Here is a 1,395-nt window from a genome sequence, read left to right on the forward strand (position 1 = left end):
ATCGAGAAATACAGTTACATCTTCGAATGGCTCAAACTCTTCGATTTAAACATCATAATTATTCTTGCAGTGATGATACTTGTCGCCACTATTAATATGGTAGTCGCATTATTAGTCCTCATCCTTGAACGCACCCAAATGATAGGAATACTCAAAGCATTAGGTTCAAACAACTGGTCTGTACGCAAAATATTTCTTTACAATGCATTTTACCTTATAGTTAGAGGACTCTTTTGGGGAAACCTAATAGGTATTTCGCTGTTAGTAATCCAGCAATATTTTGGAATAATCAAACTCAATCCCGAAAATTATTACGTCAAACAAGCGCCAGTTTACATCAATTTGGGCTATATTTTGCTGTTAAATCTACTCACAGTAACAGTTTGCTTTTTGGTTTTACTAATTCCTTCCTATATAATAACCAAAATATCCCCAGTAAAAGCCATCCGTTTCGATTAGATTTTCTAGGAGCTATTTCCTGCTATCCGTTACCATCTTATGTTGCGTCCCGAAGTTTCGGGACGGTCCCATAAGGATTTCCGCTACTATCCGGGCTAGGGTATTTGTTTTCAAATAGCGATTTGTACTTGTGTTTAGAATTACTTCCTACTATATATAGTATAGAAAATCGGCCTTCTAAGAATATTAATCCTTCGATTCCTAGCCAAAGCCCAGTCAAAGCTTGGGTTGTTGTATCCTAGACATTGGCAAATAATGTAGAATATAAAGGAGCAATGCCTATTTCGGATCCTAATCAGATACTATTTTTGATTCCGCGGTAGCAAATTAGGGGATACTAGTTGTTCTATTTCTGGAAGTAAACCGCTATAAACGCAGTAAAACTGTTAGAATTCTGAAAATCTGCTACGAAGAATCCTAAATATGAAAAAAAAGACCTTTGTAAATATCGAAAAGTCAGAGACTTAAAAAATACTTTAAAAAAAGATTAGAAAAGGCATTGTTTAATGGCAAACACTCACTACTTTTGCACCCGCAATGACGCACAAGTTCTTATAAACACTGGCAAACGGATTAAAACTAGGAGAAAATTTATTTTCAAAAAAGGTTTAAAAAAGTTTGTGAGAAATAAAAATGAGTGTTACATTTGCACCCCGCTAAAACGGCAACGATCTTTGAAAAACTGGTTAGAATATTGAGAAGAAAGGAAAAGAAATTTTCCAAAAAAAACTTTACAAAAAGCTTGCCAGATAAAAAATAGTTTGCTACTTTTGCAGCCGCTAACCGAGAGGTTAGTTAGAATAAAAAGTAAGACACGTTCCTAGACATATTGAATTGACAGCCGTTTTAAGAGAGATCTTAGAACAAATATAAAGAGAGTAAGAGAATTGAAAGATTTAAAAAACCACTAGAATTTGAGTCGAATAACAATAGCTT

The 1,395-nt window shown here is 34.3% G+C and carries 1 protein-coding gene; it reads left to right on the forward strand.

Annotated features, from left to right (window positions below; genetic code table 11):
* Positions 1–459, forward strand: a 459-nt coding sequence (locus EKL98_RS15920; RefSeq protein WP_126563141.1) for an ABC transporter permease, incomplete at its 5' end; no start/stop codon positions are given.
* Positions 460–1,395 lie beyond the last annotated feature (936 nt).

This window comes from Flavobacterium bomense (genome assembly GCF_003970355.1).